Annotated in this window: 13 protein-coding genes; 8 read left to right on the top strand and 5 right to left on the bottom strand. The window is 71.9% G+C overall.

Annotated elements, in window-relative coordinates; all coding sequences use genetic code 11:
• Positions 1-11 precede the first annotated feature (11 nt).
• From WMF11_RS32825 to WMF11_RS32810, 4 genes are all read right to left on the bottom strand, one after another.
• Positions 12-3647 carry an FG-GAP-like repeat-containing protein gene (locus WMF11_RS32825; protein WP_437973541.1) on the bottom strand — a complete coding sequence of 1212 codons (3636 nt, stop codon included), beginning with the start codon at positions 3645-3647 and terminating at the stop codon, positions 12-14.
• Between the two features lie 148 nt (positions 3648-3795).
• Entirely contained in the window at positions 3796-5322 is a 1527-nt protein-coding gene (locus tag WMF11_RS32820) for a hypothetical protein (protein ID WP_437973540.1), read from the bottom strand.
• Positions 5323-5330: 8 nt separating this feature from the next.
• Positions 5331-7970 (bottom strand): TonB-dependent receptor domain-containing protein, encoded by a 2640-nt coding sequence (locus WMF11_RS32815; protein WP_437973539.1) that lies wholly within the window; start codon positions 7968-7970, stop codon positions 5331-5333.
• A 237-nt stretch (positions 7971-8207) separates the two neighbouring features.
• Positions 8208-10031, bottom strand: a complete 1824-nt coding sequence (locus tag WMF11_RS32810; RefSeq protein ID WP_437973538.1) for a protein kinase domain-containing protein — start codon at positions 10029-10031, stop codon at positions 8208-8210.
• A 969-nt stretch (positions 10032-11000) separates the two neighbouring features.
• On the opposite strand from WMF11_RS32810, the gene WMF11_RS32805 reads away from it, so the two are divergent.
• From WMF11_RS32805 to WMF11_RS32795, 3 genes are read left to right on the top strand one after another with little or no spacing between them, the layout of a single operon-like run.
• Positions 11001-12686: a protein kinase domain-containing protein gene (locus tag WMF11_RS32805; RefSeq protein ID WP_437542728.1), complete on the top strand. Its 1686-nt coding sequence runs from the start codon at positions 11001-11003 to the stop codon at positions 12684-12686.
• Between the two features lie 15 nt (positions 12687-12701).
• Positions 12702-13346 carry a hypothetical protein gene (locus WMF11_RS32800; protein WP_437542725.1) on the top strand — a complete coding sequence of 215 codons (645 nt, stop codon included), beginning with the start codon at positions 12702-12704 and terminating at the stop codon, positions 13344-13346.
• Positions 13347-13358: 12 nt separating this feature from the next.
• On the top strand, positions 13359-15206 hold the full coding sequence (locus WMF11_RS32795) for a hypothetical protein (protein WP_437973537.1): 1848 nt from the start codon (positions 13359-13361) through the stop codon (positions 15204-15206).
• Here the strand turns inward: WMF11_RS32795 and WMF11_RS32790 are convergent.
• Positions 15163-16182, bottom strand: a complete 1020-nt coding sequence (locus WMF11_RS32790; protein WP_437973536.1) for an FG-GAP repeat domain-containing protein — start codon at positions 16180-16182, stop codon at positions 15163-15165. The two genes, WMF11_RS32795 and WMF11_RS32790, sit on opposite strands and share 44 nt — an antisense overlap.
• 61 nt (positions 16183-16243) lie before the next feature.
• Between WMF11_RS32790 and WMF11_RS32785 the strand changes: the two genes are divergently transcribed.
• The 5 genes from WMF11_RS32785 (at position 16244) to infB (ending at position 24389) form a co-directional block, all read left to right on the top strand.
• Positions 16244-17428: a phosphoglycerate dehydrogenase gene (locus tag WMF11_RS32785; RefSeq protein WP_437973535.1), complete on the top strand. Its 1185-nt coding sequence runs from the start codon at positions 16244-16246 to the stop codon at positions 17426-17428.
• A gap of 322 nt (positions 17429-17750) precedes the next feature.
• Positions 17751-18389: a ribosome maturation factor RimP gene (gene rimP / locus WMF11_RS32780; RefSeq protein WP_437973534.1), complete on the top strand. Its 639-nt coding sequence runs from the start codon at positions 17751-17753 to the stop codon at positions 18387-18389.
• Between the two features lie 30 nt (positions 18390-18419).
• Positions 18420-20063, top strand: a complete 1644-nt coding sequence (gene nusA / locus WMF11_RS32775; protein WP_437293702.1) for a transcription termination factor NusA — start codon at positions 18420-18422, stop codon at positions 20061-20063.
• A 39-nt stretch (positions 20064-20102) separates the two neighbouring features.
• Positions 20103-21242: a YlxR family protein gene (locus WMF11_RS32770; RefSeq protein WP_437542715.1), complete on the top strand. Its 1140-nt coding sequence runs from the start codon at positions 20103-20105 to the stop codon at positions 21240-21242.
• A gap of 15 nt (positions 21243-21257) precedes the next feature.
• Entirely contained in the window at positions 21258-24389 is a 3132-nt protein-coding gene (gene infB / locus WMF11_RS32765) for a translation initiation factor IF-2 (RefSeq protein ID WP_437973533.1), read from the top strand.
• The last annotated feature ends 9 nt before the right edge of the window (positions 24390-24398 follow it).

The following is a 24398-nucleotide window of genomic DNA, read 5'->3' as shown; positions in this document are numbered from 1 at the left end:
TCCTTCACGGCCTACGCCCTCCGCCGCCTCCCCCACAGCGCCATCACCCCGACCAGCGCCGCGCCCAGCGCCGCGCCCGCGCCTCGAGCGCCGGACCCGCGCCGCGGCTCGGCGCCCGCGGCCTCGCACGCGCAGCCTCCGCCCAGCTGGAGGATGAGCGGGGCCTGCTGCGGGCCTTCACACAGGTCCACCGTCAGCGGCCGCGGCGCCGTCCGCGCGACCCCTTGCCTGAGCGGCGTGTCGAGGTTGCCCGTGTTCTGGTTGTCGTGATGGAGGCTCTCCCAGGCGATGAGCGCGCCCGTCGTCGCCTCGGTGTGCCAGGCGAAGAGCCAGCCGTCGCGCGTGCCCACGGCGATCTCCAGCGTGCCGTCGCCGTCGAGGTCGCCCACGGCGGGCGTCGTGGTGATCGACTGGCCGGTGAACTTCGGGAACCCGCGCGGCTCCCGGCCGCACCCGTCGAAGGCGTGGAGGAAGTAGCCGCTCGATCCGCTCAGCACCTCGGGGTAGCCGTCGCCGTTCAGATCGACGACCGCCTGGCTGCCCGAGATCGCGTAGTCCTCGAGCACGAACGGGGCGCGAGGCAGCATCGCGCCCGACCTGCCGCTCCAGACGGCGAGCAGGTGAGGCCCCGGCTGCGTCGCCCCCTGCGCGCCCGCGAGGGCGAGCGCGGCCGCCTTCGAGGCGCCCGCGGCGATGACGTCGGGGGTGCCGTCCTGATCGATGTCGCCGAGCGCGGGTTGCGACAGCAGCGGGATCATCGTCCGGGCGCCGGCGGCGGGCGAGAGGGGCCCGAACGTCGGGTCGAGCCCGGCCGGCGAGCCGCCGCTCGCCCGCGGCAGCGCGCCCGCCGGCGTCGCCAGGAGCTCGCGCTGCTCGCCGGGGGAGGCCGGGAGGACGAGCGGCGGCGCGCCGTTGCCCTGGACGACGCCCGCCAGCGCGCCGTCGAACCGCCCGACGACGCCCGAGGCCGTGATCCCCTCCGCTGCGAGCGGGTCGAACGAGAGCGACGGCACGGTGATGGGCCACCCCGCGAGCACGGGCCCGGAGGGCGCGGTCGTGCCTCGCCCATCGATCACGTAGACCGCCCCGGCCTCGCCGTCCTCGCCGAGCCGCTCGCTCGACGCGACAAGCAGATCCGGCAGCGCGTCGCCGTTGAAGTCGGCCACGGCGGGCGTCGCGAGGAGGCGGCTCCGCGCCGGCTCCTCTGCGAGCGGACCCGCGTAGTGCACCTCGACGGGAAAGCCGCGCAGCGCGCTGCCATCCCCGTCGAACGCGTGGACCGTGCCGTCGAACGCCGCCTGGATCACGTCGAGCCGCCCGTCGCCGTCGAGATCCGCGAGGACCGGCGAGGCGAAGGCCCCGCGCGCGATCCGCGCGGCCGCCGACATGCACGGCGCGCTCGCCGGAGCCCCGGGATCGACGGGGCAGGAGGGGATCTCGGGCAGGCGATTCGGCCACCCCCGCCGGACGTCGCCGTCCGCGCCGATGACGTAGATCGTGCCCGGCCAGGTGGAGATCGCGATCTCCTGCCTGCCGTCGCCGTCGAGGTCCCCGATGGCGGGCGCGCTCAGGATCGGCTCGCGGCCGAGCTTCCTGTCCACCTTGCTGTACGCTGGAGCGCCGACGTAAGCGGGCGTGGCCGGGGACGCCGGCGGATTGAGCAGGCCGTCGGTGGGGCGGGTCATGTACGGGAACCCCGGCAGCGGCTGCGGCCCCTTCGGCGTCACCTTCAGCACGTGCAGCGCGCCGCCGGCCGTCGGGTAGACGAGCTCGAGGACGCCGTCGCCGTCGATGTCGGCCATCTTCGGGCTGCCCTCGACGCTGTCGCCGACGCGGACGGGGAAGCCCTGGACCAGCGTCGGATCGCTGTCGACGTGGACCGTGCGCCGCGCCTCGCTCTCCACCTTGCCGGTGGCGTAGTGGGCGCTCGCTCGGACGCGCACCGTGATCGCGCGATCGTCCTCGCCGTGGGGGCTGTCGGGGTCGCGGAGGTGGGATGTGTCGATCGTGCGCACGTCGAGGGAGGCGATCGGGCCCTCGGCGCCGGTGACGACCGTCGGCGCGACGTTCGTCTCCTTGTGGATCACCTTGAAATCCGCCTCGAGCGGCTGCGCGCCTGCAGCCCACTCGACCCAGTAGTCGTAGGCCATCGCCCGCTTCGCCGAGATGGTGCCCTCGATCGGCACCGGGCCCTGGACCTGATCCTTGTAGACGACCTCGAACCACCGCGGCGACGTGATGTCGACGGCGGGCGGCACGCGCCCCTCGAGGAGCGCCTCCACGGCGCGGTTCGCGTTGACGCGGCCGTGGCCGAACCGCTGATCGAACCCCGCCTGCGAGAAGCGGTACAGCGACCCGGGCTCCTGCGACTCCGGAATGGCGATGTCGTCGGCGGTCGCGACGAGCAGGCCCTGCACCTCCCCCGGGGACAGGGACACGCCGCGGTCGAGGGCGACGGCGTAGAGCAGCCCCGCGACGCCGGCGAGCTCGGCGGTCGCGTCGCTGGCGCACCCGGGGCTCGACACGGCGAGCACGTTGTTGCCGCCGAAGCTCGAGCACGGCGACGCGTCGATGAACGTGGTCGACGTCGCGACGCTCTGGCCGTCGTGGCGGACGGCGCTCACGGGCAGCGCGTGGTTGCTCGTCGCGGGCACGCTGTGGTGGCGCGAGCCCTCGTTGCCCATCGACGCGACGACGAGCGTCCCCTGGGCGTGGGCGTAGTCGAGCGCCGCCTGGACGAAGCCGGTGTTGTCGACGGCGGTCACCGGGCACTGCACGACGTTGGCCCGGCTGTCGGCCGCGTAGAGGAGCGCCTTCGCGAGGTCCTGCGCGTCGGCGACGTGGCTCTCGCCGACGCGCAGCGGGATGAACCTGCACTCCGGGCACACGCCGGCCCCGCCCAGCTGGTTGTTCGTCTGCGCGGCCGACGTCTTCGCGCCCTCGGTGCCGTGGCCGTTGCGGGCGTCGTCGAACGGATCGTTGTCGTTCTTGAAGAAGTCCCAGCCCGCGATGTCGTCGACGTAGCCGTTCCGATCGTCGTCGATCCCGTCCGAGAAGTTGAGGATGAGGTCGCCGGCGTCGAGCTGGCCGTTCCCGTTCCGATCGCCCTGCGGCCGCCCCTCCGACGCCGCGGGCGTGAGCTCCGGCGTGTCCCTGTAGTCCGCGACGGAGAGGACCCCATCGCCGTTGCAGTCGAAGCCCTCGAGCGCGCCGTCGCCGCCGCACCCCGCGCCGTCCGCGTGCCGCGGCTTGTGGGCCGCGAGCTCGCCCTGGTTGAGCCACACCTTCTCCAGGAGATCCCCCTCTCCCCAGAAGATCCCGGAGTCGGCGACGGCGATCCTGACGCGCGGGTCCCCCTGGGTGAAGCGCCAGGCGAGATCGATCGCCATGCCGGCGGCGGACTCCTCCGGCCGGACGTACCCGCTCGGGGCCGGGATGAACGAGTAGAAGCCCCACTGCCCGCTCTGCGTGACCGACGTGCCGTAGTCCGGATCGTTCGGCCAGTGCTCGGGCTCGGCCATGTCCGCTGCGCTGGCCAACACGGGCGGCGGCCAGCCGCCGGACGCGTCGGATGGAATGAGCGCGCCCGCCGCGGCGCCGCCGAGCGCCCCCAGAAGAGCAAGCGAGGGAAAGCAAGTGCAGCGCATGCCGAGACCCTACCATCGGTTCGCGCGCGCGAGGCAACCGCCGCCTCCAGCAGGAAACCGGCGCTTTCACCGCGCCCGGGCCCGGATCGCGGCGGCCTTCGCGCCGCGCGCGACCCGACGCCGCCGCAACGCCGCAACGCTGCGGCGTTTACCGGGCGCAGGCCGCCGGCGTCGGGTGCTCGGCGCAGTACGCGCTGTCGTCCGGTGGGCCGATGCGCAGCACGACGCTCTGCGACGCGAGGCGCGGCCGCGCGCCGCAGACGTCGGCCGTCTCGGCCTCCGACGGCGCGCACACGCCGGCCTCGTTGGGCACGGTCCAGGCCTGACCGGTGCCGTAGATGAGGTTGAGCGCGTAGCTCCCCTCGGGCAGGCAGCCGAACGCGACCTCGATGGTGCGCCCGAACTGCCGGCTCAGCGCCTCCTCGACCTGGGCCACGTCCCGCTCCGCGATGATGTCGTTGCCTTCCTTGTCGGTCTTGTGGCTGAGCACGAGCACGCCCCCCCGCTCCGGCTCGGTCGGGTGCATGCACAGCGCGGCGGGTCGGACGCCGATGAGCGCGCTGTCTCGCGGCTCGTTCAGCGGCTCCGGGCCGAGCGTGGCCGTGGTCACGAGATCGTCGTAGATCGTGAGCCCCTGGAGGATCACAGCGGGCGCGGCCTGGCTGGTCAACGGCTCCTCGTCGTCCTGCTTCGCGAACACCGAGATCGGGAAGAGCGCCGGGATCAGGGCCGAGTCGGGGACATGATCGTCGCCGTCGATCGCCCCGTCGCCGTTCACGTCCTGCCGCGCGTAGATGAGGGTCGGCGCGGGCTCGCCGCCCACCGGCAGCGAGAGCGGGGGCTTCGCCGCGCGCGCGACCTCGCTGTCCGGCACCCCCGCGGCGAGCCGCAGGCGCAGCAGCGACGCCTCGGTGCCGGCGGGGTTGGCCGGGCTGAACGTCTCCAGCTGGAAGTCCGAGGCCATGACCACCTCGCTCGGGCTCTGCGTGACGCCGGACGCCGGCGCGAGCACCTCGGCGACGTGGAAGAGCGGCCGCTCCAGCGGGAGCGGGAGGCCGAGGGTGACGGCGATGCCGCTGACGCGCGTGCCCGTCTCGGGGATGGGGGCGGCGATCGTGATCGCGCGGTACCGCGGGGCGGCGCCCTCGAGCACCTCGGTCGCGTTCTCGATCGCGCCGCCGGCCACGTCGCCCCGGGTCGGCAGGTTGGCGATGCTGAAGGTGGGGTCAAAATTGCCGTCGTGGTCGTAAAAGCCGCGGACCTGGTAGGTGCCGGCGGCCAGGGGCGAAAGCCTCCAGGTAGCGCTCACGGTGACGGGCGGCTCGTCCGGCTCGGGGCAGTGGAGCGCGCCGTCCTCGGAGCGATCGAGCGCGGCGCCCAGGCCTCCGAAGAGCTCGTCGCCGGGGATCACGTCGATGCTCGCGGCCGAGGTGCCGAGCCCCTCGGGCGGCGGCAGCAGGCGCGTGTCGAAGCCGAGCACGATCGCGGCACCGACGACGTGGCCGTCCTTCGTGCAGGGCCGGGGTCCGGCGTACGTCACCGTGCCGTCGAGCACCCCGGCGGGGCCGCTCAGGTCCGGCAGCGGGACGAAGACCTCCACGTCGTCGCAGCCCGGGAGGGCCGCGAGGAGTGCGCCGAGCAGGAGGAGACCGGTGCGGGGGCTGGGTCGGAGCATGGCCTTGCCTAGAGCGAGTAGCTGAAGAATCCCATGAAGCGCCGGCCGATGCGGTTGCCGAACGGGTGCATCTGCAGCGCGTCGTCGCCGAGCCCGTCGAGCGCGTTGAACACGGTCGCGGAGATCTCGGCGCGGTCCAGGAAGCGGTAGCCGACGCGCGCGTTGAGCAGCGTGTACGCGGGCAGCTCGTACTGTTTCGTGGCGATGACCGTCCCCGTCGGGACCTGCTCGGCCCACACCTGCGAGGACTGGTAGTGAAGCGTGACCTCGCCGTCGACGCCGATCGGCGTGCGGACCTGGACCCCTGCGTTCACCTTGTGCCGGCTGGTGCGCGCGTCCTCGAGCGCGTCGCGCCCGTCGGGGCGCTGGTGCATCGAGCGGTTGAGCGCGTAGTTGGCGAAGATGTCGAGCCCCTCGATGGGGTAGACGCGGCCGCCGAGCTCGCCGCCGAAGACGTGGTAGACGTCGCTCTGGTTCTCGAAGCCGCCGAATCCGGAGGTGTATCTCCCGGTCTCCGGGTTCAGCCCCCCGGACCCGTGGGCGCGCTGCGAGAGGGTCGTGCGCTGCGGCTCGGCGAGCACGATGAGATCGCTCACGCGGTTGTAATACGCGGTGACCTCGAACTCGAAGTAGTCGCTCTGCTGGTTCAGGTAGCTCGCCTCGGCGGTGATGATCTGCTCGGGGTCGATGGGGCGCTCGGAGCTGCCCGGCGTCCTCGAGGTCGAGAGGAGCTCGAGGCCGGGCAGCGCGAGCTGGATGGGCAGGTCGACGTAGGCCTCGAGCGACGTGGGCGAGCGGAACGCCGTCGAGCCGGAGACGCGGATCGCCTGGCGCTCGGTCGGCTTGACGATGACGGAGCCGCGCGGCGACGGGATGAGCCGCTCCAGGTAGGGCACGTAGTCGAGCCTCCCGGACGCGACCACCGTGACGCGCTCGCCGAGCTTCATCGAGTCCTGGAGGAACACCGAGCCCTGGTGCTCGAGCGGCATGTCGTCCTCGAGGTAGCTCCACGACGTCGCCTTGAGCCGGTAGCCGAGGCCGATGTGGAAGTCGTGCACGACGGGGGCGGGCGCGCGGAGCGTCTTCACGAACTCGAGCTCGGCGTTCACGACGTGCTGCTGCGGCCGCCCTGCGAACAGCGTGTGCCCGAGGTAGGCGGCGTTGAGCAGCGAGTACCCGTCGAGGTTCGAGTAGTACGTCCGCGCGTTGACGTTCTCGCTGCGGTACGCGACCGCGACGTCCGCGTTGGCGACCTCCAGGTTGTAGTCGTTGAAGGGGCCGATGCCGTAGATGTCGAGCTCGCTCCGGGCGTAGCCGGCGCCCACCGTGAGCTCGCGCTGCGGCCCGAGCCGCTGCGAGGTCCGGAGGTCGATGCGGACGTTCTGCGCGCCGAGATCCTGGCTCTGGCCGCTCGTCTCGAGGTCGATGCGGTCGTCCGCGACCTCGCGCGACCACCGGGGGTAGCGGGTGTAGCCCGCGGAGAGGCGGTACGCGAAATCGCCCTCGCGCGCGGAGGCCCACACCGAGGCGTAGCCCTGCCGGTGATCGCCGTAGCCCGCGCGGAAGCCGCTCTTCCCGACGCCCGGCTCGATCGTGATGATGTTGACGATGCCGGCGAACGCGTCGGCGCCGTAGAGCGCGGAGCCCGGGCCGCGCACCACCTCGATGCGCTCGATCTGATCCACGTCGATCGAGAGCGCCTCCCAGAAGGTCGAGCCGAGCACGTCGTTCTTGACCGTGCGCCCGTTCACGAGGACGAGGATCTTGTTGGCGAGGCGGCTGTTGAAGCCGCGCATCGACACGTTCTCGTCGCCGCCCGTGATTTGCATGACGTCCATGCCGGCGACGCGCCGGAGCAGCTCGGGGATGCGCGTGATCCCGGAGAGCCGGATGTCCTGCCGGGTCACGATGGTCGTCGAGTTCGGGGAGTCGAGCGGGCTCTGGGCGCCGCGCGAGGCGGTGACGACCGTCTCCTGGTAGACGTCCTCGGTCCGGGCCGCGCCGACGATCCTCGCGGCGTCGCCGGGGGCCGCCTTCGATCCCGGCCCTGGCGCCTTCGTCGCGGCCGTCGCGGGCGCGCCCTGCGCGGCGGGCTCCCCGCCGGGGGGCGGTGTAGCGGGCGCCTCGCCCGGGGCGGGCTGCTGCGGCGCCGGCTGCTGCGGCGCGGGCGCCGGCGGCTGCTTCGGCTCGGGGATCGCCGCGGCGCGCTGCGCGGCGAGGCGCTGCTCCAGCTGCTCCACGATCCGCGTCACCTGCTCGCGGTCCGCGGGATCGCTCGCGATGTACTCGCGGTAGGCGGCGAGCGCCTGCTCGATGTGGCCCGCCTCGGCGTGCGCGCGCGCGATGTTGAAGGTGACGTTCGGGTGCGGGAGGATCTCGTTGGCCTTCTGGAGCTGCCGGATGCCCTCGTCGAACTGCTTCTGGGCGATGAGATCCATGCCTGCCCGGAAGTGGAGGCGCGCCTCGGTGCGGGCGTCGGCGAGCGCGCCGCGCGCGGCGGTCATCGCGCCGAAGGCGACGGCGCAGGCGAGGAGCTTCCGCCGGAGCGCCGTCGCGCCGCGCGGCCGCGCCGCGCGGGCGTCGTCGGTCGGGTCGAGCGCCGCGACGTCGTCGCGGCGGCGGTGCGAGCAGGAATCGGAAGACGACATGAGTTCGCCCTGTCCTCAGCGGGGCCGGGGAGCGAAGGCGATCCCGGCGAGAGCTCGGGAGCGCTGACGGCGCTGCTCCCCACGTCACACCGAACACTTCATCGACGGGTCCACGCGAGGAGCGTCCGGTGAGCTCCTCGCGCGAACGCGAAGCCGCTGCGGCCATCGTAAAAGGTCGCAGCCGCGAAAGCGCGGCGACTCTACCAGAAGAGCGGCCGGGGCGCGTCCGCGCCCTCGTCAGTAGGGGTTGCTCTTGTACGGCTCGGGCTTCTGGAGGTTCGCCCTGGGTTTGCTCGGGGTCGCCGGCGCCGCGATCGCGGCCGGGTCGAGCTTCGCGCGCACCTTCTCCTCGGCGCCGGAGACGCGCACCGTGGCGGGCTTGTAGCCCGGCTTCTCGAACACGAGCTCGTGCTCCAGCGCGAGCGCGGCCGCGGCCCCTCGCCAGACGATCTCGCACGGCGTCTCGGCGCAGAGCTCCTTGTTGCCTTCCCTGACGGCCGCGCCGGGCGGCGTGCTCTCGACGTGCAGCCCGCGCGCCGCGGGCGCCTGCGCTGCCGGGGCCGTCGCTGCGGGCGGAGGAGGGCTCACCGCGCCCTGCTCGCGCGCCGCCGCGCTCGTGTAGGCGGCCGGCCCGCGCGCCATCAGGGCGGCGGCGACGCCGACCCCGACCGCGAGGACCGCGGTGAGCGCCCAGGGGATGACCTTTCGACCGGAGCTCGCGCCGGTCTGGGCGGAGGAGAGCCCCTCCGCGGGCGGCGCAGGGCGCGATCCCATCGCGTCGGTGATCGACGGGGGGACGAAGACGGGCGCCGCCGGCGGCTTGAGGGCGCTGTCCGTGGCGAGGGGGCCTGTATAGGTGGCGGGTGAGCTCGCGGGTGGCGACGAGTACGGCGTGGAGAGGCCCGGAAAATCGCTCGTCGTCGAGAGCGGAGCGGCCGATGGGTACGGCGTGGCCGATGGGCGCGAGGGCGCCGATGGGTAGGGCGTGGCCGACGGATACGAGGGCGCCGATGGGTAGGGCGTGGCCGACGGATACGAGGGCGCCGACGGGTACGGCGTGGCCGACGTATACGAGGGCAGCGACGCGCGGTAGCCCGTCGTGCCGGACAGCATGGGCGGGTTCTCGCCCGTGTCTCGCGTGGAGATGCCGCCTGCGGTGAACTTGAGCGCGTTGACGAGCTCGTTCATCGACGAGAAGCGATGCGCCGGGTCCTTCTCCAGGCAGCGATAGACGATCCCCTCCATCGTCTGCGAGATGGAGAGCTGCGGGTTGTGGGCCTGCATCGGCGGGATCTGGTCGTGGACGTGCGACATGAGCGTCCCGACGCCCGCGCCCTTGTCGAAGGGCACCTGGCCCGACAGCATCTCGTACATCATCACGCCGAGCGCGTAGATATCGGTGCGCGCCGAGACATCGCTGCCGGTGATCTGCTCGGGCGCCATGTACTTGGGCGAGCCCATGAACAGGCCTTGTTGGGTCAGGTCCTCGCCGCTCTGGGTGTCCTTGACGAGCCCGAAATCGAGCACCTTCACGTGGTCGTGCTCGTCCTCGTGATCGACGAGCAGGACGTTGCCCGGCTTGAGGTCGCGGTGCACGACGCCGAGCCCGTGCGCCTCGCGGAGCGACCGGCAGATCTGGCGCGCGATGTGGGCCGCGCGCGCCTCGGAGAACGGCCCTTCCTCGCGGAGCACGCGGTGCAGGGTCTTCCCCTCGATGTACTCCATCGCGATGTAGTAGATATCGTCGTCGCTCTGGCCGTAGTCGAACACGGTGACCGTGTTCGGGTGCGTGAGCTTCGCCGCGATCGACGCTTCGAGGAAGAAGCGCCTGTGGAACTCGGGATCGTGGTCGCCGTCGTACTTCGGGCTCAGCACCTTGAGCGCGCAGATGCGGCCGAGCGGCGCCTGCTCGGCCCTGTACACCTTCCCCATGCCGCCGCGGGCGATGACGCTGACGATCGTGAAGCGGCCGTTGATGACACGCCCCAGCAGCGGGTCTGTCGCGGCAGCCCTCGAGACCTTCGAGCTGCCGGTTACCTCTCGCTGTCGGCTATCAGGCATGTCGCGCCTCTCCTCGGGCAGCGGGAGGAGGTGAAGATTGGACACACAGCAGCCGCCTCGGAAGCAGTGTGACTGAGGCGACTCTGAGGTGTCAATCTGCAGTGCCACGATACAAGCAGGAAATGCGCGGAGCGTGGTGCGCTGCCGTCCGTACGGTCGGTGAGCCATGGCGGGCCGCGCGAGGCTGAACGTGGGTGACCCCGGCGCGTCGCTGTGGGGTGAAGAACGTAGACGGATCGCGCGCAGGAGCGGGACGTTTGCACGGCCTGCGCATCGCCTCGGTCTGCGCGGCTCGCGGGCGGATCGCTCCGTCGCGAGCGCTGCGCGGCGCGCGGGTTGAAGGGGGTCGATCTGCGGCGGACCGCGACCGTGAGCAGGGAGCCGCGTTCTGCGCGAGGCCGCCGATCCAGATGCGGTTCGCGTCGTCGGTGAAGAGAGAGGGAGAGCGACGTGCCTGCGATCGCGAGGCCCATGAGCGGCGCCAGGGAGCTGTCGGCGCGCACGCGACCGCCGTCGCCGCTCCCGTGCACGCCCTCGGACGGCGTCAGTCGGACGATGTCCTTCGCGTCCTCTGCACCGTCTGCATCGTCCCGGACGAACATCGGTCCGCTGGGCCGTCCCCAGGCCACCGCGGAGGAGCCACTCTTCTCGCCCGTCCGGTGGATGGGGCGTGGCTTCAACGGCTCGCTGGCCCGGCGCACGTCACGCCAGCGCAGGCGCGCGCGGCGGTCGCGCCGGGCTGGTCGAGCCGCGTAAACAAATCAGCCGTCATCGTCAAGAGATCCCGGCGGCCGGGACGTTCGAAGGAGCGATCTCGGCCCAAATCAGCGGGTAGGCGGCCGCCGCCGCGCTGGGTTTGGCCTCTCCCTCCGAACGACCGTTGCGCTCGACGTTCAGATGGACGACGCTGTGCGCCGCAGCCGGTGTCGGGCACGCTCCGGTTCGCGCTCCTTTTATCCACCGCGGGCCGTGACCAAGACACCCCCTCCTCCCATCACTGCCGGAACGGTCATCAATGACCGTTACGACATCCGTCAGAGCCTCGGTAAGGGCGGCATGGGCGAGGTCTTCCTGGCCTTCGATCGCTCGACGCAGCAGACCGTGGCCCTCAAGGTGGTCCGCGAAGAGTCGCGCATGCCAGGCGACGACGAGGCGCTCCGCCAGGAGCTCCTCCTCGCGCGCTCGGTGGGCCACCCGAACGTCTGTCGCGTGCACGACCTCGCGCCGAGCCCGTGGGGCCCCATCCTCGTGATGGAGCAGATCCCCGGGCAGACGCTCCACACGCACATTCGCAAGCGCAAGGCCCAGGGCGGCTACTCGGCGGACGAGTTCCGCAAGATCGCGAGCGAGGTCTGCAACGGGCTCGCCGCCATCCACGCGCAGGGCCTCGTGCACGGCGATCTGAAGCCGGGCAACGTGATGGTCTCCGAGGGCCGCGCGGTGATCCTCGACTTCGGCTTCGCCCAGGAGCGCGCGCGCGCCTCGGCGCGCCGCCCAGGCGCCCCGCCCGACGGCGGCACGCCGAACTACATGTCTCCCGAGCGGCTGCGCAACGGCGGCGCGAGCCCCGAGGACGACGTGTACGCGATGGCCTTGACCCTCTGGGAGATGTGGACCTGCCGCGTCCCGGAGCCCGGCTACAAGCCGCGGCTCAAGACGATGAAGCAGCAGATCATGTTCGACGTCCCGGCGGGCCTGTCGATCGACGAGGTGCGGCAGATCTTCCGCGGCCTCAACGAGGACCCGTCGATGCGGCCGCAGGCGCGGCACATGCGCTTCTTCAACCCGTCGCAGCTCACGACGAGCCCGATCCAGCTGCCGCGCGAGCGCCTCGATCCGGGACCGCCGCCGGGCGGCGCGCTCAAGCTGAACTTCACCCCCGGGGCGCAGTCGCTGCTCGTGACGTACGCGACGAACGCGCCCGAGATCGTGGGCTCCCTGCTGCCGCTGCACGACACGAAGCTCGCGCTCGGCCGTCGCAGCGATCAGAGCCTGTGCGTGCCCGAGGCGACCGTCTCGGGGGCGCACGCGATCCTGAAGTGGCAGACGGGTTCGTGGTTCATCGAGGACCAGGGCAGCACGAACGGCAGCTACGCGGACTTCAACTACGAGCGCAAGTCGCAGGTCTCGCTGCTGCACGGCGGCGAGGTGCAGGTCGGCGAGTGCCGGATGAAGCTCGTGACGTTCGGCCCGGACTCGCCGCAGCACCGGCGCGCGAAGCAGTACCTCGCGAAGCGCGACGGCCTCACCGGCCTGCTCGTGCGCGAGCACCTGATGAAGGCGATCGACGAGGACGGGCTGTTCGCCGACTGGGCCGAGGTGCCGATGCAGGTCGCGCGGTACGAGCTGCGCGGGCCGAACCGCCAGGTCAGCGAGCGCCCGACCATCCTGGAGATGCTCGCCCTGCGGAAGGCGGCGCAGCGGGTGATCGATCTGACCGAGATGCTCCTGCTCAGCCTCACGCCGGCCGTCGCGGGCCGGACGGGTCCGCTCAAGTTCGTGGTCTCGATCGTGGGTCCGAGCATCGACGAGGCCCGTCACGTGGTCGAGCAGGTGGTCGCGCAGGTTCAGGGCATGCTCCCGGAGACGCTCGAGCTCGGCGCGACGCTGGTGAAGGGCGAGCCTGGGCGCCCTGCGCGGACGCTCATCGATTGAGCCTGAGCGCGTCCGATGAACAGCCGGCCTCCGTTCCCCTCCACCTCCAGTCCGCCGTCTCAGCCCTCGCCGTACCGCTACCTCGGTCGAGGCGGCAGCGAGCGCCCCGTGCGGCTCCAGATCATCATCGCGCTCGTCGCGGGCCTCATCGTGGTGGCGGTGCCGCTCTACCTGTGGCGGCGCCCGAAGCCCGAGTCGATCCCCTCCGCGGACGCCGCGACGGCTGACGCCGGCGCCTACGCCTGGGACGCGGGCGCGCTCGCCGACGCGGGCGCCGAGCTGTCGGCGGGCGTCACGCTCTCGCCGTTCACCACGATCAAGTGCGAGAACCCCGGCCCGGGCACCACCCCGCCCGAGCGCTGCGATCACGTCACGTTCTTCGAGGACGGCCTGTCGCGCGCGATCCGCGACAACGTCCAGTGCGCCCCTTCCGGCAAGGCGAGCGTCACGGTGAGCTTCGTCCTCGAGATGGACTTCCGACGCAAGCGGACCAACCTCTACGTGGGCAAGTCGACGACGGTGAGCCGCGCGAAGACGAAGGAGCTGCTCCGCTGCGTGAAGCGGGCCATGCCGACGCCGGACTGGGGGACGATCCCGCACCAGTACGTGAAGTACAAGATCAACGTCATGGCGACGTACCCTTCCAACGAGTCCTTCTGAGGCGAGCGGCTCGTGCGTAGCGCATCGATCGTCCTGGTGCGCTTCGCGCTCCTGGCCTTCGGGGCGCTCCTTGCGATCGAGGCGCGAGCCCAGCAGGGCGGGACGGCAGCGACCGCCGGGAAGCAGGGGGGGCCGGCGGCGACCGCCGCGCCGGCTCGGAGCGAGGGCTATTCGAGCTACGAGAGCGCCACCATCGAGCGTGTCCTGTCGCGCCTCGGCGCGACGCTCGATCCTGCCCCCGAGGGCAAGATCGTCGAGGGGATCGACGTGGTCCCGCTCGAGGTGTTCGAGGACCGCGATCCTGCGCCGGCGTTCCTTAACTGGTTCCACGCCCTCTCGCGGCCGTACGTCATCCGGCGCGAGGTGCTGCTCGCGGCCGGGCGCCCTTACGAGCAGGCGCTCGCCGACGAGTCGGCGCGCCACCTGCGCGAGCTGATCCAGCTGTCGCTCGTCCTCGTCTTCGCCGTGCGAGGCGGCGCTCCGGATCGGGTGCGCGTCGCCGTCGTCACCAAGGACGTCTGGAGCCTGCGCCTCAACTCGGACTACCGCATCGCCGGCGGGCAGCTCGAGTACCTGTTCCTGCAGCCCAGCGAGCAGAACCTGCTCGGCGTCCACCACGCCGTCGCGGCGCAGCTCGCGCTCGATCCCGGCGCGCTCTCGCTCGGGGTCACCTACGCGATGCCGCGCATCGGGGGCAGCCACGTGCGGCTGCGGACCCAGGCGAACGCGATCACCGACCGGGAGACCGGCAAGCTCGAGGGCTCGAGCGGCGAGTTCATCTACGGGCAGCCGCTCTACGCCACGCAGGCGGAGTGGGCCTGGGAGCTCGAGATCTCCTGGCGCGACGAGGTGACCCGCCGCTTCATCGGCACGAAGCTCGCCACCTTCGACGCGGAGGCCACGCCGGGGGACGATCGCGTCCCGTACCGCTACAGGAGCGATCTCCTGGTGGGCAGCTACGCCGTCACGCGCAGCTTCGGTGGAGGCGCGTCGAGGTCCTCGGCCGTGAAGCACGACGTCTCGGTGGGCATCGAGGCGAGCCGCAAGGCCTATCGCCTCGACGCGCCGGGGGGCCTCGCCCCTGCCGCGATCGCCGAGTTCGAGGAGCGCGTGATGCCGGTGAGCGACACCCGCGTCGCGCCGACGTTCAAGTACGCGACGTACTCGACCCGCTTCTTGCGCGTCCTCGACTTCAACACGCTCGCGCTGCAGGAGGACTACCGGCTGGGGCACGAGCTCGCGATCCTGATCTATCCGGTCACGACCGCGCTCAACTCCAGCCGGAGCTTCCTCGGGATCTCCGCGGCGGCCGCGTACACCGTCGCGCTCGGCGACGGCCTCGCGCGCGCCGTGGTCGAGACCGTCACCGAGCTCGACGGCTCGCAGATCTTCGACGCCTCCATCGAGGCGCGCGCGCGGGTCCACACGCCGAGCTTCGGCGTCGGGCGGCTCGTGTTCGACGTGCGCCTGTTCGACCGGTACAGGAACTACCTCAACAGGAAGCTGGTCCTCGGCGGCGACACACGGCTCCGCGGGTATCCGACGGCGGCGTTCATCGGCGAGGACGTGCTCTCTGCGAACCTGGAGCTCCGCACGCGGCCCCTCGAGATCTGGTCGTGCCAGGTCGCGGGCGCGGCCTTCTTCGACGCCGGCGACGCCTTCGACGGCTTCGACGATCTGCGCCTCAAGCAGTCGGCTGGCTTCGGGGTGCGGGCCCTCTTCCCGCAGCTCAGCCGCGTCGTCATGCGCGCCGACTGGGGGGTGCCGCTGACGCGCGGCTACAAGGAGCCTGACGCGCTCCCCGGCGACATCCTCGTCACCTTCGAGCAGGCGTTTCCGATGCTCCCTGCGGACGAGTAGGGACGCCGCCGGCGCCGGGCGGCGCCGGTGGACCGCTCGCGGCCGCCGCGACGCGCGCGCGGTGCGCCGAGAACGCGCCCCGGAGCGCGGGCGTCACCGGCTCCCGGTCGAGCGTCGCGAGCGCCTCGGCCGCCGGCCTGCCCGCGAGCACCGCGTGCCAGGCCTGCTCGAGCGCTCCTCGCAGGCGCGCGGCGTCGTCCTTCGGCGGCTCCTGCCGCTTGCCCTGGCCCGCCTTCTCCGCGCCGGGGCCTTCCGCGCGCTCTAGATGGAACGCCCGAGCGACGCTGCCGCGGTGCGTGTAGCGATCTCCCTCGAACCCCGCGACGTCGAGGAGATCCGGCGCGATGGGATCCGCCTCGTCCAGCGGGATCCGGCCGGCGAGCTCCAGGATGCCATCCTGGTCGACGTCGAGCGCGAACCGCGGCGGCGCCGCGAGCTCGACGGCGTACCGGGCCGCGCCGAGCGGCTGCACGGCCCAGATCTCCAGCTCGCCTCCCTCGTTTCTGAGCACGACGTCGGGAGCGCCGTCTCGGTTGAGATCGGTCCCGGAGCGGAACACCCCGAGCTGCTCCGTCGCCTCCGGCTCGTGGCCGGGGAGGAGCGACGGGATCAGCTGCGTCGCCTGTCTGCGGTCCGCGCGCCCGCTGTCGAGGGGCCCCGCGGCGATGACCACGCCGTGCGGCGTCGCCACGCGGACCGCCGAGGTGCGGCGCCCGAGCGCGTCGGTCCCGCTGTAGCCGCGCACCACCACCTCGCCGCCGCGCCGTACCGCGCCGCGGAGCTCGACCTCGAGCTTCAGCCCGAGCTCGGCGGCCTCCGCGTCGATGGCGTGCAGCCGAGCGTCGAGGTCCGGGGGCGCGACGAACGCGCCGAGCGTCGGTCTGCCCGCTGCGCCCCAGGGAGAAACCTGATGATCGCTGGCGCATGAGCTGGCGCAACTGACGCAGACGACGCAGACGAGGCGCAGAACGCCCATCGTCAGCGAGAGCTTTTCTGTTACGGTTCCCGTCCGCATGCGCCTGCTAGTAGCCGACAAAATGGACCTTTCGGCTCTGGAAGAGCTCAAGGTGCTCGGGATCGAGATCGAGTCCCGGCCGGAGCTCACCAGAGACACGCTGCCAGCGGCCCTCGACGGGATCGGCATTCTCGTCGTTCGTTCCACGGAGGTCACGGCGAAGGCGATCGCGTCCGGGCGGCAGCTCAACCTGATCGTGAGGGCAGGGGTCGGCGTGAGCACGATCGACGTCGCGGCCGCGAGCGCGCGCGGCATCTACGTGGCGAACTGTCCCGGCAAGAACGCGACCGCGGTGGCAGAGCTGACGATGGCGTTCATCCTCGCGCTGGACCGCCGCCTGGTCGATGCGACGTCGGAGCTCCGGGCCGGCCGCTGGGAGAAGGCGAAGTACTCGGTGGCCCGTGGCCTGTTCGGTCGGCGGATCGGGATCGCGGGGCTCGGCGCGATCGGCCGTGAGGTGCTCCTGCGCGCCCGCGCGTTCGGGCTCGAGCCGCACGCCTGGTCGCGCTCGTTGACGCCGGGCCGCGCCGCCAAGCTGGACGTCAGCTATGCGCGGACCTTGGAGGATCTGGCTGCCCGCTCTGACATCTTCACCGTCCACCTGACGGCCACCCCGCAGACGCGCGGCATCGTCAGCCGGAGCGTCCTCGAGGCGCTCCCCGACGGAGCCATCGTCGTCAACGCCGCGCGCCCCGAGGTGATGGACTACGCCGCGCTCGAGGAGCTCATCCCGCGCAAGGGGCTGCGGGTCGGCCTTGACGTGTTCGCCACCGAGCCTGACAAGAGCTCGGCGCCGTTCGAGTCGCACCTCCTCGCGCGAGGGCTCGTCTACGGCACCCCGCACGTCGGCGCGCAGACGGAGCAGGCCCAGCGCGCGGTCGCCCTCGAGACGGCCCGGATCATCCGTGCCTTCATGACGGAGGAGGAGCTGCCCAACGTGGTCAACATCTGCGCCACGTCGCCCGCCCGCTACGCGGTCGTCGTCCGGATGATGGACAAGGTCGGCGTCCTCGCGAACACCCTCAGCGTCATGAAACGCCACGGGATCAACATCGAGGAGATTTCAAACACCGTCTTCGAGGGGGCCACTGCGACCTGCACGAAGATGCGCGTCTCCGGCCGGCCGAGCGAGGCCTGTCTGAAGGAAATCGCGGCGTTCGAGGAGGTCCTGCACGTCGATATCGTCGCGCTGCCGAATCTGGCATAACGCTGACGGACCCGGGGGGCGCGTCGCGCGACTGCCGCGCGGCGGGGACCGCTCCAGCGCTTACGCGCCGCTGGCGGTCGCGAGGACGCGAGGAGGAACCGGCGGGAGATCTCCGGCCGTGCAGGGGCGGTTTGCCCGTATCCCCCCTTGCATGAAGGCCCGCATTCGACTAGGTTGTCCGCCGACAACTAGGCGGATCCGCGAGCCGGGTTCCCAGTTCGGGGAATCGGCTCTTTTTTTTTGGCGCAGAGGCACCGGGCACCCTCGCTCGGGGCCGAACGCGCCGGGAGGACCCGGATCCGCCGAAAGTGACGTCTCTCACATGCAGCAACCCATAGAGCCTTCGACCAGAGCCGTGTTCGACCTCGGGCGCGTTCGCGACGCCGTCGCGCCGGTGCTGGCCTCGCATGGGATCACGCTCGTCGATCTGGAGTGGATCACGGAGCGGGCGGGCTGGACGCTGCGGTTCACGATCGAGCGCGAGGGGGTGGACGACGCGGGCGGCGGGGTCACGCTCGAGGACTGCGCGGACGTGTCGCGCGACGTCTCATCGGTCCTCGACGTCGAGGATCTCATACCCAACCATTACAACCTCGAGGTCAGCTCGCCTGGCCTCGACCGGCGGCTGCGTACCGCGGCCGAGTTCGCTCGTTTCCTCGGCAGGACGGCGAAGGTGAAGCTGGCGCGCCCCGCGCCGGACGGTCAGCGGTTGCTCCGGGGCGAGCTCCTCGAGGCTCCGGAGGGGCAGGTCGCGGTGCTGGTCGACGGCAAGCGGATCGCGGTCCCGTTCGCGGATGTCGTGGAGGCGCGCCTCGTCTTCGAGCTCACGGCGCAGCCCAAGAAGGGGCAGCGGCAGGGCAAGGAGCCGGCTAAGGAGTCGGGGCAGAAGAAGCAGCTCGCGGAGGCGGCTCCGCGGTCGGGCTCAAAGCGGAGCGAGCGCGGCTCCGAGAAGCGCAAGTAGAGAGAAGAAAGATCAGGAGACAGGGACGTCATGGCAACGATGGCAGCGATGCCGACCTCGGAGACGAGCCTCGGCAGCATCCTCGATCAGGTCGCGAAGGAGAAGGGGATCGACAAGAAGATCCTCGTCGAGACGATCGAGGCCGCGATCTTGAAGGCCGCGCAGAGCGTCTTCGGCCCCACCCGCGAGCTCGAGGCGCGCTTCAACGAGGACACCGGGCAGATCGACCTCTTCCAGTACATGACCGTGGTCGAGGCCGTGACGGAGCCGGAGCGCGAGATCTCCATCACTGACGTGGACAAGCTGAAGCTGGATGCGACCCTGGGCGAGGAGCTCGGCTTCCAGGTCTTCTGGCGGCCCGAGGACGCGGAGAAGGCGCGCGATCAGGACAAGGAATACGGCGACATCCTGAAGCTCAAGCACGGCCGCACGACCTTCGGGCGCATCGCCGCGCAGACGGCGAAGCAGGTCCTGCTGCAGCGCGTGCGCGACGCCGAGCGCGATCTCATCTTCAACGAGTACAAGGATCGCAAGGGCGAGCTCATCCGCGGCATTGTGCGGCGGTTCGAGAAGGGCAACAACATCATCGTCGACATCGGCCGCACCGAGGGCGTGCTCACGTTCCGCGAGCAGACGCCGCGCGAGACGTACCGGCCCGGGGACCGCATCGTGGCGTACGTGAAGGACATCGATCGCGAGGCCCGCGGCCCGCAGGTCATCCTCTCTCGCTCCGATCCCCGGCTCGTCGAGAAGCTCTTCGAGGCCGAGGTCCCCGAGATCTACGAGGGCATCGTGCGGATCGTGTCGGTCGCCCGGGAGCCGGGCGCCCGCTCGAAGATCGCGGTGACCAGCCGCGACGCGGACGTCGACCCGGTGGGCGCGTGCGTGGGCATGAAGGGCTCGCGTGTGCAGGCGGTCGTCCAGGAGCTCCGCGGCGAGAAGATCGACATCGTGCCGTTCGATCGGGATCCGGCGCGCTACGTCATCGCCGCGATCCAGCCGGCCGAGGTGCACAAGGTGATCGTCGACGAGGCCGACGGGCGCATGGAGCTCGTGGTCCCGGACGAGAAGCTGTCGCTCGCGATCGGGCGCAAGGGCCAGAACGTGCGGCTCGCCGCGCAGCTGACGAACTGGAAGCTCGACATCATCAGCGAGACCAAGTTCAAGCAGATGGAAGAAGAGGCGATCTCCGCCTTGCAGCAGATGGACGTGGTGACGGAGCAGATCGCCAAGTCCATGTACCGGCTCGGCTTCCGCGCGCTCGAGGAGGTCAGCGAGGCCTCGGTCGAGGAGCTCGCGGCCATCCCGGGTCTCGGCGGCGTCGAGGCCGCCGATCGCATCAAGTCGCAGGCGGACACGACGATGGAGCGGCTGCGGCAGGAGCGCATCCGCTCCGCGAGCTCGCGCACCGAGCCGCTCACCGACCGCGAGCGGCTGATGTTCATCCGCGGCGTCGGCGATCGGACGGTGGTGTTGCTCGAGGAGGCCGGGTATCGCAGCGTCGAGGACGTGCTGCGGGAGGACGAGGATCGGCTGGCGATCCGCACCGGCCTCGGCATCAAGAAGGCGCGCGCCATCAAGCAGGGGGCGCGGGATTTCGTTGAAAGCGAGCAGAAGGTGCTCGATGCGGCGCGGGCGGACGTTCGTCGCGCCGCAGAAGTGAGGCACGCGTAGGCTGCGAGGAGAAGCAGAGGGCCGAGGATGGGATCAGCAGTGAGCAGACAGAGCGACGCGGGTGAGCGTGAGCCCTTCGAGAAGGGGCGAGTGCGCACGTGCGTCGGCTGCGGGGAGCGCGTCGGCGTCGACGACGTCCGCGGCGCTCGTCCGCTCGTCCGGCTCATCCTTGGTCCCGGCGGTGTGGTCGCGGTCGATCCCGGCGACGGCGGGTTCGGGCGGGGCGCACACGTCCACCCGCAGCAGGGCTGCCTCTCGGCGGCGGTCGCCCGGGGGCTCGCCCGCGCCGCGAAGGGACGTGTCCACGCGATCGTGGGGGCCGCTGGAGGAGGCGCCGAGGGCGCCGGCGATCAGGCGCAGGGCGTCGAGCCGCTCACGACCGTCTCGCTGGCGCGGGCGATCCGAGGGGCTACCGAGCGCCGGCTCCACGGGCTCGTCCGTGCCGCCGTCCGCTCCCAGAGCGCGGCGATCGGCGCCGATGCGGTCGTTGGGTCGTGCGTGCGCGGTGAGGCCGCGCTCGTCCTGGTCGCGTGCGACGCCGCGGCAGGCGCGGATCTGCCGGAGGTCCGGCGCGCCGTCGCCGAAGGGCGCGCCGTCGCGTGGGGCAGCAAGCAGGGGCTCGGCGCCCTGGCGGGCGGACCGCGCGAGCGCGACGTGGCCGTGATGGCGATCTCGGCGGCGTCGATCGCCGCTGCCATCGCGAACGCCGCGCACGTCGTGGACACGTGCGCGCGCGTCGAGCGGGGCGAGGACGCCGCGGAGGGCGGGCGCCGCGGCGCCGGTCGCAGGGGGCGGCCTTCGCGCAGCGCGGCCGCCCGATCGGAGGAGGGTGGGAGCCCCGAGCAACGCAAGGCGCCGCCTGGCCATGCTGGCCTCTCGCGTCGCCGCGGGCCGGGGACGTCGGGCGTGGAGCGCGAGAACTCCGGGGCCGGGGTTCTCTCGGCGTCCGAGGATGTCGGGGGAAGACCCGGCAGCCTGGAGGGCGCGCTTACCAGCCGCGACGAGCGGCGGGTGCCGGAGAGTGAGTCCGGTCGGCTTCTTGCTACTGCGCCGGGCATGGGGGGAGGCGGCGCGGTCGGGGGCAGGGCGGCGGTGTCCGGTCCTACCGGACGCGCCTCGACGGTGGACAGAGTGGCCGCAAATCGTCGCCCGCGCGGATGGGTGAGGCGGATTGGTTAACGTGGAGCGAGGTGCATGAGCAAAGTCCGGGTCTACGAGGTCGCCAAGCAGCTGAACATGGACCAGAAGACGCTGGTCGCGCTCTTCCAGTCCATGGGTATAGGCGACGTGCGCAATCACATGAGCGCCGTCGAGTCCGACGTCGTCGAGCGGGTGAAGCGGCACCTCGAGCGGCAAAAGTCGCCTGAGGTGGTGGAGGAGAGGATCCGCCCCACGGTCGTCAAGCGCCGCGCACGGCCCGGGGCAGAGCCCGAGCCGTCCTCGCCGGGCCGCGGGCCTGACCTGTCGGAGGCGCCCGTTCGCGCTGCTCCGGAGCCTGCGCCCTCTCGGCCTGCGGCTGAGCCCGCTCTGGCTTCGCCGCCGCTCGAGCGCGCCGCTCAGGAAGAAGCGCCCCGTCGCCCCGTTGCGCCGCCCGCCGCTCCCGTCGCAGCGCCCTCGGCGCCGGCCCCCGAGCCGGTCGTCGCCGTGAGCCCGCGCGAGCCTGCTCCCGCACCCGCGCCCAATGCGCCTGCCCCGGCGATGCCGCCTGTTGCGGCTGCGCCCCCTGCGCCGCCGCCCCCGGCGGCTCCCGCTCCCGCAGCAACCGCGCCTGCCGCGGCGTCCGCGGCCGCGGAGGAGACGAAGGTGACCTCGCCCGAGCCGAAGCCTGCGCCGCCTGTCGCGGCGCCGCCCGCCACCGCCGCCGCGCCGGCGCCCGTCCCCGCCGCGGCTGCGCCCGAGGCGCCAGCTGCCGCCCCCGCGCAGGCGGCTGCGCCCGCGCCGATCCCTGCGCCTGCCGCAGCGCCCGCAGCAGCGGCGCCTGCCGCAGCGCCTGCGCCTGCCGCAGCGCCTGCGCCTGCCGCAGCGCCTGCGCCTGCCGCAGCGCCTGCGCCTGCCGCAGCAGCCGCGGCGCAGACGCCGACCCGGCCGCAAGCCGCGCCCTCGGCGCCCGCGCCTGCTCCAGCGCAGGGGGCGTCGCGGCCGACGTCGCCGCCGCCCGCGCCGCAGCGGCCTGCAGCTCCGGCCGCCGCCCGCCCGGGCGCTCGGCCGACCACGCCGCCTGCGCCGGCGCCCGCGGCCAAGCCGGAAGAGCCGGCCGGCGCGCCGGGACAGGCGCCGCGTCGCCCGTCCTCGCCGCCGAAGACCGGCATCGAGGTCTGGCAGGGGCGCCCCGGCGTCACGATGCCGGCTGCACGCACCGGCACACCGCCGGCGCGCCGCACGACCTACGATCCGCGCGCCAACGCCCAGCAAGCGCGCCCTGGCGGTCCTAGCTTCGGTCCGGGCGGCCGGCCCATGGGCGGTCGGAACACTCGCCCGGGGATGTTCGGGCGGCAGCGCCCGGGAGGCGGCGGGCTCCCGCGCAAGCCGGTCCAGGTCTCCACGCAGGAGATGGCCTCGCACAAGAAGGTCATCAAGATCGAGGAGCAGGTCACGCTTCAGCAGCTCGCCGCGAAGATGAGCCTGAAGGCGACGGACGTGCTCATGCGGCTCCTGTCGATGGGCATGACGGGCGTGAACATCAACAGCACGCTCGACGCCGAAACCGCGAAGATCCTCGCCAGCGAGTTCGGCTGGAGCGTCGAGGACGTGGCCGTCAGCGAGCAGGACACGCTGACCGCGGCCATGCAGGCCGGGGCCGACACCGACGAGGAGGTCGAGATCCGGCCGCCCATCGTCACCGTCATGGGCCACGTCGACCACGGCAAGACCTCGCTCCTCGACAGGATCAGGAAGGCCACGGTCGCCGAGGGAGAGGCCGGCGGTATCACGCAGCACATCGGCGCTTACCGCGTCGAGACGCCGCGCGGCACGATCGCGTTCCTCGACACGCCGGGTCACGAGGCGTTCACGGCGATGCGCGCCCGCGGCGCCTCGCTCACCGACATCGTGATCCTGGTGGTCGCGGCCGACGACGGCGTGATGCCTCAGACCAAGGAGGCGATCTCGCACGCCCAGGCCGCGAAGGTGCCGATCCTCGTCGCGGTGAACAAGATCGACAAGCCGGGCGCCGACGCCGACAAGATCAAGCGCGACCTCGCCGCGCTCGGGTTGCAGCCCGAGGAGTGGGGCGGCGAGACGATGTTCTGCAGCGTGTCGGCGAAGATGGGGCAGGGCATCGACCAGCTCCTCGAGTCGGTCCTGCTCCTCGCCGAGGTCCAGGACCTCCGCGCCAACCCGAAGAAGCGCGCCAGCGGCACCGTCATCGAGGCGCTGCTCGATCGTGGCCGCGGCCCGGTCGCGCGCGTCATGGTCCAGGACGGCACGCTCCGCACGGGCGACATCCTCCTGGCCGGCGCCGCGTGGGGCAAGGTCCGGGCGATGACCGACGAGCTCGGGCGCTCCGTCGCCGAGGCCGGCCCCGCGACGCCCGTCGAGGTCCTCGGCCTCAACGAGGTGCCGAGCGCGGGCGATCCCGTCCACGCCGTCAAGGACGGGAAGACCGCGGAGGAGATCGCCGAGACCCGCCGCAAGAAGGCGTCGAAGACGCTCATCCCGCAGGATTCGCGCGTCTCGCTCGAGTCCATCACGAAGAACCTGCAGGAGGCCGATCAGCTCGAGCTCAAGCTGATCATCAAGGGCGACGTGCAGGGCTCGGTCGAGGCGATCGTCCACGCGCTGGCGAAGCTCTCGACCCAGAAGGTGAAGGTCACGATCGTGAACGGCGCCGTCGGTGGCATCACCGAGGGCGACGTCAACCTGGCGGTCGCGTCGAAGGCGATCATCGTCGGCTTCAACGTCAGGCCGGCCGGCAAGGCGGGCGCTCTGGCCGAGAACGAAGGCGTCGAGATCCGGCTCTACAACATCATCTACAACGCCGTCGACGACATCCGAAGCGCGATGGAGGGGCTCCTCCCCGCGACCAAGGTGGAGAAGGTCCTCGGCCGCGCCGAGGTCCGCCAGGTCTTCAAGATCACGAAGGCGGGCACGGTCGCCGGCTGCATGGCCATCAGCGGCTCGGTCAAGCGCACCGGCGAGGCGCGCCTCATCCGGGACAACGCCGTGGTCTGGACGGGTCGCCTGTCCGGGTTGCGCCGGTTCAAGGATGACGTGAAAGAGGTGGTCGAGGGGTTCGAGTGCGGTATCTCGCTCGAGGGCTACTCGGACATCAAGGAGCGCGACATCATCGAGAGCTTCGAGATCGAAGAGGTCAAGACGAAGCTCTGAGCCTCATCC

It is taken from the genome of Sorangium sp. So ce295 (assembly GCF_051527405.1).
Lineage (GTDB): Bacteria > Myxococcota_A > Polyangia > Polyangiales > Polyangiaceae > Sorangium > Sorangium cellulosum_B.
This window is presented reverse-complemented; position numbering and strand designations above follow the sequence as displayed.